Origin of the sequence: Asaccharospora irregularis DSM 2635 (assembly GCF_900129815.1) — a bacterium.
Taxonomy (GTDB): Bacteria; Bacillota; Clostridia; order Peptostreptococcales; family Peptostreptococcaceae; genus Asaccharospora; species Asaccharospora irregularis.
Genome location: NZ_FQWX01000057.1, coordinates 1 through 6,989, shown reverse-complemented (window position 1 = coordinate 6,989; position 6,989 = coordinate 1). Strand labels below are relative to the sequence as shown.

The 6,989-nt window shown below is 28.8% G+C and carries 4 protein-coding genes and 2 pseudogenes; 2 read left to right on the top strand and 4 right to left on the bottom strand.

The features are described from left to right. Both BUB34_RS12460 and htpG read right to left on the bottom strand, forming a co-directional pair. A pseudogene (locus tag BUB34_RS12460) lies at nucleotides 1-279 on the bottom strand (transposase); the annotation flags it as partial. 165 nt (nucleotides 280-444) lie between these two features. After that, nucleotides 445-2,310 (bottom strand): molecular chaperone HtpG, encoded by a 1,866-nt coding sequence (htpG, locus tag BUB34_RS12455; RefSeq protein WP_073127748.1) that lies wholly within the window; start codon nucleotides 2,308-2,310, stop codon nucleotides 445-447. A gap of 206 nt (nucleotides 2,311-2,516) precedes the next feature. On the opposite strand from htpG, the gene BUB34_RS12450 reads away from it, so the two are divergent. Together BUB34_RS12450 and BUB34_RS12445 are read left to right on the top strand one after the other, a co-directional pair. After that, nucleotides 2,517-2,879, top strand: a complete 363-nt coding sequence (locus BUB34_RS12450) for an ArsR/SmtB family transcription factor (RefSeq protein WP_073127746.1) — start codon at nucleotides 2,517-2,519, stop codon at nucleotides 2,877-2,879. Next, nucleotides 2,872-4,227 (top strand): MATE family efflux transporter, encoded by a 1,356-nt coding sequence (locus tag BUB34_RS12445; RefSeq protein ID WP_073127744.1) that lies wholly within the window; start codon nucleotides 2,872-2,874, stop codon nucleotides 4,225-4,227. Before BUB34_RS12450 ends, BUB34_RS12445 begins: the two co-directional genes overlap by 8 nt. A gap of 262 nt (nucleotides 4,228-4,489) precedes the next feature. Here BUB34_RS12445 and BUB34_RS12440 read toward each other — a convergent pair whose 3' ends face one another. Next, on the bottom strand, nucleotides 4,490-6,649 hold the full coding sequence (locus tag BUB34_RS12440; RefSeq protein ID WP_084120409.1) for an ABC transporter permease: 2,160 nt from the start codon (nucleotides 6,647-6,649) through the stop codon (nucleotides 4,490-4,492). Between the two features lie 104 nt (nucleotides 6,650-6,753). After that, a pseudogene (locus tag BUB34_RS13370) lies at nucleotides 6,754-6,989 on the bottom strand (IS66 family transposase); the annotation flags it as partial.

Here is a 6,989-nt window from a genome sequence, read left to right as displayed (position 1 = left end):
TAATGGCTACTTTCGTCCCATTATCAGCGCCGCTTGCTTTAAAATATCATTTTCCATTTTTAATTGTTGATTTTCTTTTCTAAGTTTTATTAATTCATCTTCTTCTTCAGTTCTATTATCTTTAGCCTTAAACGAACCTGAGCCATTATAGTCGCTAACCCACTTATTCACAGTAGATCTAGCCACCTTATATTCTTTTACTATTTCATTAGGGCTTTTACCATTATTAACTAAAGTTACTATTTGCTTTTTAAACTCATAATTATATCTTTTAGACATGATAGACCTCCAATTTCCTTTTATCTATTATATCATGTCCGAATTTTTATTGTATAATTAAGTGTAACCTATCCATAATGTAATTTTTCATCTAAATTTAAAAGGGATATAGATGTTTTATTTTACAATACCTCTATATCCCTTTTAAGGAAGCTATCTCTATTTTTATACTGATATTATCATGTTCATCAATTCATTACTTCTCTTTATAAATAAATCTAATTCTTCAGAACTCAATTCTTTATTTGATAAAAGAGCTAAATCAACTACTTGATTGCATATTAAAGACAATTTATCTTTTTTACTTTCATCATCTTTCATAGAAAGTATTTTTTGTATAATAGGGTTCTTATCATTTATAACTAAAGTCTTTTCCTCATTAAATTCCATTCCAAGATCCATTCCAGCAAATTGAGACTTCATCTCAGCCATTCTTCTTGAATGTTCTGATACTAATATAATCGCAGGAGTTTGTTCATTTTTTAGACTTTGAACAGAGTATTTTTCAACTCTTTCGCCTATTTCTGATTTAAATAACTCCTCAATTTTTTCTATCTCTTCTTTGTTTTCTTCAACCCCATCTTCTTTTAAAACATCTGAAAGATCTGAGTCTATTCTATTGAAATTAACCCCTTGGTTTTTATACTCAAGCATTGAAATAAAGTGGTTGTCTATGCTAGTTTTTAATATAACTGCATCTAAGTTATATTCCTTAAATAGCTTAATATACTGTGATTGTTGCTTTTCATCACTTACATAAAACACCTTATTTTCATGCTTATCTTTGCATTTTTCTAAATAATCGTCTAGTGTTAAATACTCATCGTTTATTGTTTTAAATAATATGAAGTCTTTTATTTTATCATAGAATCCTTCATCTTTTAAACACCCATATTTAATGAATACTTCTATATCATCCCAGAATTTAGTATATTCTTCTCTCTCATTTTTACATAAAGATTTTAATTTATCTGCAACTTTTTTAACTATATGCTTAGATATTTTACTTACATCTTTATCATTTTGTAAGAAACTTCTTGAAACATTTAGTGGTAAATCAGGACAATCGATTACTCCTTTTAGCAATAATAAAAACTCTGGAATTACCTCTTTTATATTGTCAGCAACAAACACTTGGTTGTTGTATAATTTTACTTTTCCTTCTACAAGTTCAAACTCATTTTTTAATTTAGGGAAGTAAAGTATTCCTTTTAAATTAAATGGATAGTCTACATTTAGATGTATCCAAAACAACGGTTCATCAAATACATTAAATACTTTTTTATAAAACTCTTTATATTCTTCATCTGTACAATCTTTTGGAGCCTTAGTCCAAAGTGGTTTAGTATCATTTAATGGCAGTACCTCATCGTCTTTACTATCTTCATTTTCTTCTTTATTTTCTAGATATATTTCTACAGGTAAGAATGAGCAATACTTGTTGATTATACTTCTTACATTATACTCATCTAAAAATTCTTGACTATCATCATCTAAAAATAATGTTATTAATGTACCTCTTTGAGTTATAGTATCTGAATTAGATATTTCATATTCTGTTCCTCCTTCAGATATCCATCTTACTGGTTCTGCCCCTTCAATATGAGAAAGTGTATCTATTTGTACCTTTTTAGATACCATAAATGCAGAATAAAATCCTAGTCCAAAGTGACCTATTATATCACTTGATTCTTCCATCTTATCCTTATACTTATTGAAGAAATCTTCTGCACCAGAGAATGCTACTTGGTTTATGTATTTTTTAACTTCTTCCTCTGTCATACCAATACCGTTATCTCTAAAGCTTAAAGTCCCCTGTCCTTTATCTATAGATACCGTTATTTTGTATTTTTCATCATTTGGTATTTTTGCTTCCCCAAGTGATGCAAGCCTTTTTACCTTGTTTACAGCATCACAGCCATTACTTATAAGTTCTCTTATGAATATATCCTTATCAGAATACAACCATTTTTTTATTATAGGAAAAATATTCTCTGTATGAATTGAAATACTCCCTTTTTCTATTGCCATTTTAAATACCTCCTTGATTTTATTTATTAAAAATAAAATTTCTTTCTATAAAAATTATTATATCATTTTTGTTAGCACTGTCAATATTCGAGTGCTAAAAACATAAGAGAACCTCTTCATTCATTGACATAATACGAAGGAAAAGGTTATAATTTAAACATTATTTAATTAAGTTAATTCTAAATCAGACTAGGTAGGCGAAAATAATGGATAAAATAAAAACAATTCATATTATTACAGAACAAACAAGGTTTAAGATATTACAGCTTCTCTCTGAGCACCATTACTGTGTTCGAGCTATATCAAAAAAACTAAATATTAGCGAATCAGCCGTATCACAACATATGAGTATTCTAAAGAAGCACAACGTTGTATACGGCGAAAAAATAGGCTATCAAATGCACTATAAAGTTAATAGTCAATTATTAATAAATTTAATTAGTGATTCACTTGAATATATTAAGCAATTTAATATTGATATTAAAATCCCGGTAGACTGTTCATGTGAATTTTCTGATGAATGTATAAGAAATAATATATCAAACAAAGGGGATAAACAAAATGAATAATGATTATTTGGTTGAAAAAGAGCCTTTAAAAGCTCTAATAGTTTTTTCTATACCTATTGTCATAGGTAGCCTATTTCAACAGTTTTATACTATGGTTGACTCTGCTATCGTCGGACGTTTTGTGGGTGAGAGAGCATTGGCCGCTGTTGGAGCTTCTTATTCACTAACCAATATATTTGTATGCATTGCTATAGGTGGTGGTATCGGAGCATCAGTACTTGTGGGAAGATATTTCGGTGCAAAAGATTATGAAAAAATGAAACTATCTATTTTTACAGCTCTTATATCATTTTTTATAATCAGTATAGTTCTGTCTGGATTTGGTCTATTGTTTAGTAGAAATATAATGATTTTGATGAATACTCCATCTGATGTCTTAGATATGTCAATAAAATATCTAAACATATACTTTTTTGGATTACCATTTTTATTTATGTACAATGTGTTATCCTCTATGTTCAATGCACTAGGTAAATCAAGAATACCCTTATATTTTTTGATTTTTTCTTCTGTATTTAATATAGCCTTAGACATTTTTATGGTAAAACAGCTAAATATGGGTGTATCAGGTGTTGCATGGGCAACATTAATTGCACAAGGTATATCAGCGATTTTAACATTTATATGCTTTATGAAAGAAATCAAATATATTAAGACCAAACATACAAGTATTTTTAGTAAACTAGAGTTAAGTAATATGTCTAAGATAGCTATCCCATCTATCTTACAACAATCTACAGTATCTATAGGAATGATGCTAGTACAATCAGTTGTCAATAGCTTTGGTTCTCAGGTACTAGCTGGTTTCTCTGCTGCGATGAGAATAGAGTCACTATGTATTGTACCCATGATTAGTATTGGAAATGCATTGTCATCATATACTGCTCAAAACATTGGAGCAGACAGACCTGATAGAGTTGTTAAAGGGTACCATGCATCAAATATTATGGTTATTTTCTGTGCAATAATTATATGTATTATAGTAGAATTATTTAGCAATCCTATCATTTCCTTTTTCCTTGGAAATGAGGGAACATCAATTGCACTTAAAACTGGCCAGGATTATTTAAATTTTATGGGGTGGTTTTTCTGTTTAATAGGATTTAAAATGGCAGTCGACGGATTATTAAGAGGTTCAGGTGACATGAAAATGTTCACGATCGCTAATTTCGTAAATCTTTTTATTAGGGTATTCCTTTCAATGACTTTGGCCCCTAAATTTGGGGTTGCTATGGTTTGGTTTGCTGTTCCTATTGGTTGGTTTGCTAATTGGGTTATTTCTTTTACCCAATACCAAACGGGTAAATGGGAACAGTTAAATTTTATTTCCTATGAGATGAAAAATTAGGTTTAGGATTAAAAGAAAATTTAAACTATAAGATTGGTTCAAGAACTTATAAATAAATCTAATAATGATAAGAAGTAATACTAAGTAACGTAAAATAATTTGTGCTTATGATGAAATAAATACACCTTTATGGTAATGATAAAAATATAATCATATACCAGAAAGGTGTATTTTTATGAGTACAGATTTAATAAAAATCCACTTTTCCATCAGATGAATCTTTTCCAAAAATAATTTACTTATTTATTTTATATAGTTATACTTAGTCATTTTGTGACAGGCATTCAGCAATAGATTCTCCTTCAATCTTATCTCTAGATACATGTATAGATATAAATCCAATGACAATAAAAATTGTAAATAATATAATTATTTGAGTTAATGGAATATGATGTTCTACTGTCCTAGTATATCCACCTTTTAAAAGAGTCTTGTTTAGCTCTGCTATGTTATAATTGTAGTTAACTGTTGCAATTACAGATCCTATTATAGAGGCTATTATTCCATATAGTTCACTTTCAATAATTAAGATTTTTTTAATACTTTTCGTGCTTAGCCCAATTGCTCTTAATGTTCCCAATTCCTTTCTTCTTGCAATAATATTACTTCTCATAATAAAAATAATATTTACTGAAAGTATTAATAAGGTCAAAATCTGATATATTACAGAAAGCCTCTCTTCGGAACTTTGTTGTGCCCCAATAATTTTTAGTTCTTCCCCTTTTCCATTAATCTCTGTAGATTTATAATTATCAGTTAGTTTTTCTAATCTTCTTTCTACTGAATATAGCTGTCCCTTTTCAACTGTTATGAAAAGCTTATTGTACTCTGCTTGACCTGTTAATTGTTTGTAATCCTCTTCTCTAAGTATTACTTGAGCTCCATCAGCTTGTGAATTTCCATCCTGACCTGCTGCATATGATTTTTTCATTATAGCTCCAACCTCTACCTTGAAGTTTCCGTATTTTTCTATTCCATCTCTATATACTGGTATTTTTATATCTATAATATCCCCTATTTTCACATCATCAATTACCTTTGCATCAAAAGAATGCGTAATTTGCGAATTCGTATTGTTAACTAAGATTACTTTCCTGTGCTCACCAGATGTAGGGCTTAGTATATTTTCCCCTTTTTCAATAAATCCTTTTCTTTGTTTTAACATATCATCACTATATCCTCTTATTAAAAGTGGATATTCATTGTTATATTCAACTTTATAAAGGGACTTCATTATATCTAACTCATCTTGATAAGCTTTTGACAACTTATCTTTAGAAAGTAAAATATGAGCATAAGGATTATAAAAATGTGGCTCTATATATCTTACGCCTTTCATATCATTAACTTTTTGTATTAAATTATCATCTAGCTTGTAAAATAAATGGTCTGAGCTTACAACATCTCCCTCAACAGTTTTATCTACACTTCCATATGACATGGACGCTGACCTACTCATTATTCCTTCCTCCATATTCTTTTTTACCAAACTTTTAGCACTTAGATTTAATATAAACATTGTTCCAACTAAAGTAATTGCTAACATTGTCAATATTGTTCTAGGTTTATTTCTCCATAGATTTCTAGTTGCTATACTTATAAGTATCTTTTCACTTTTTTCATAGATCTTTTTGTTGCTATTCTTTGATTTTTTTTCATACTTATCACTTTCCCTTATAGCCTCTATTATAGATTTTTTCATGGATTTTTTAATTAACATAAAACTAGAAATGGATACGGATATAATTGAAACCGTAAAAGAACATATTATACTAAGTTTTTGTATAGTTAACATAGAACTGTATCCATATACTATCCTTAAACCAACATATGAAAAAATCATTCCAAATACTATCCCTATTAGAGTTCCTAGAGTTATATACATGAAGCTCATAGAAATAAACATGGTCTTTATTTTTTTATTTGATATACCAATAGACCTCATAAGCCCTATTTGGCTAATCATACTTTGAAAAATAATATTAAAAATGTTGTATACTACAATGGTTGATACAACTATTAGAAGCACTAAATTTATAATATTTTCTTTGCTGAATGTTGAAGCTTGTTTGAATCGCTTTGCTGAATAGACCTCAATATTTTCCTGTATATCATATTCACTAGCATCTAGCTTTTTTATCATTTTAGTTGTAAATTGAGATACATTTTCCTCTGACTTAAGATATATTGTTCCAGCATATGTATTTTTTAATTTTATTGGTAAATTAGAATTATTATGAACAAAAGCTCGAAATATACAACCATAACTAGATGTATCATAATATTTATCTGTTTTTTCTATCAAACCAACTATTTTGAATATTTTATTCGCGCTGTCCATCTGGTTAATTCCATTGTCATCACAATAATTATTTAAAAGCATGAAGCCTATATTTTTATTTAATGGGTCAGATATCCCCATCTGTAAGCGTCAAAGAAAGTACGTCTACAATAAAAAATTTAGTTCTGATACAATAAAGCCAATAGCATAATATAACTCTTATGCTATTGGCTAAAATTTCATATTTATTTACTTTGAACTTTAAGATCTTCTGGTAGCGATTTGGACCATGGCATAATATCTTCTATTGAAGTTGTTTCATTTGATAATCCATTCATTAAATACACTAAGTACTTTTCTACAGAAAGGCCATAACTTTTAGCAGTTTCAATTATGCTGTAAATAGTTGCGCTTGCTTGTGCACCTTTGCCAGTGTTGGCGAACAGCCAATTTTTCCTACCTATAACAAATGTCTTAATAG

Coding starts and splice junctions, on each gene's coding strand:
- htpG (WP_073127748.1), bottom strand. CDS start 2,310: ATGGCAATAGAAAAAGGGAGTATTTCAATTCATACAGAGAATATTTTT.
- BUB34_RS12450 (WP_073127746.1), top strand. CDS start 2,517: ATGGATAAAATAAAAACAATTCATATTATTACAGAACAAACAAGGTTT.
- BUB34_RS12445 (WP_073127744.1), top strand. CDS start 2,872: ATGAATAATGATTATTTGGTTGAAAAAGAGCCTTTAAAAGCTCTAATA.
- BUB34_RS12440 (WP_084120409.1), bottom strand. CDS start 6,649: ATGGGGATATCTGACCCATTAAATAAAAATATAGGCTTCATGCTTTTA.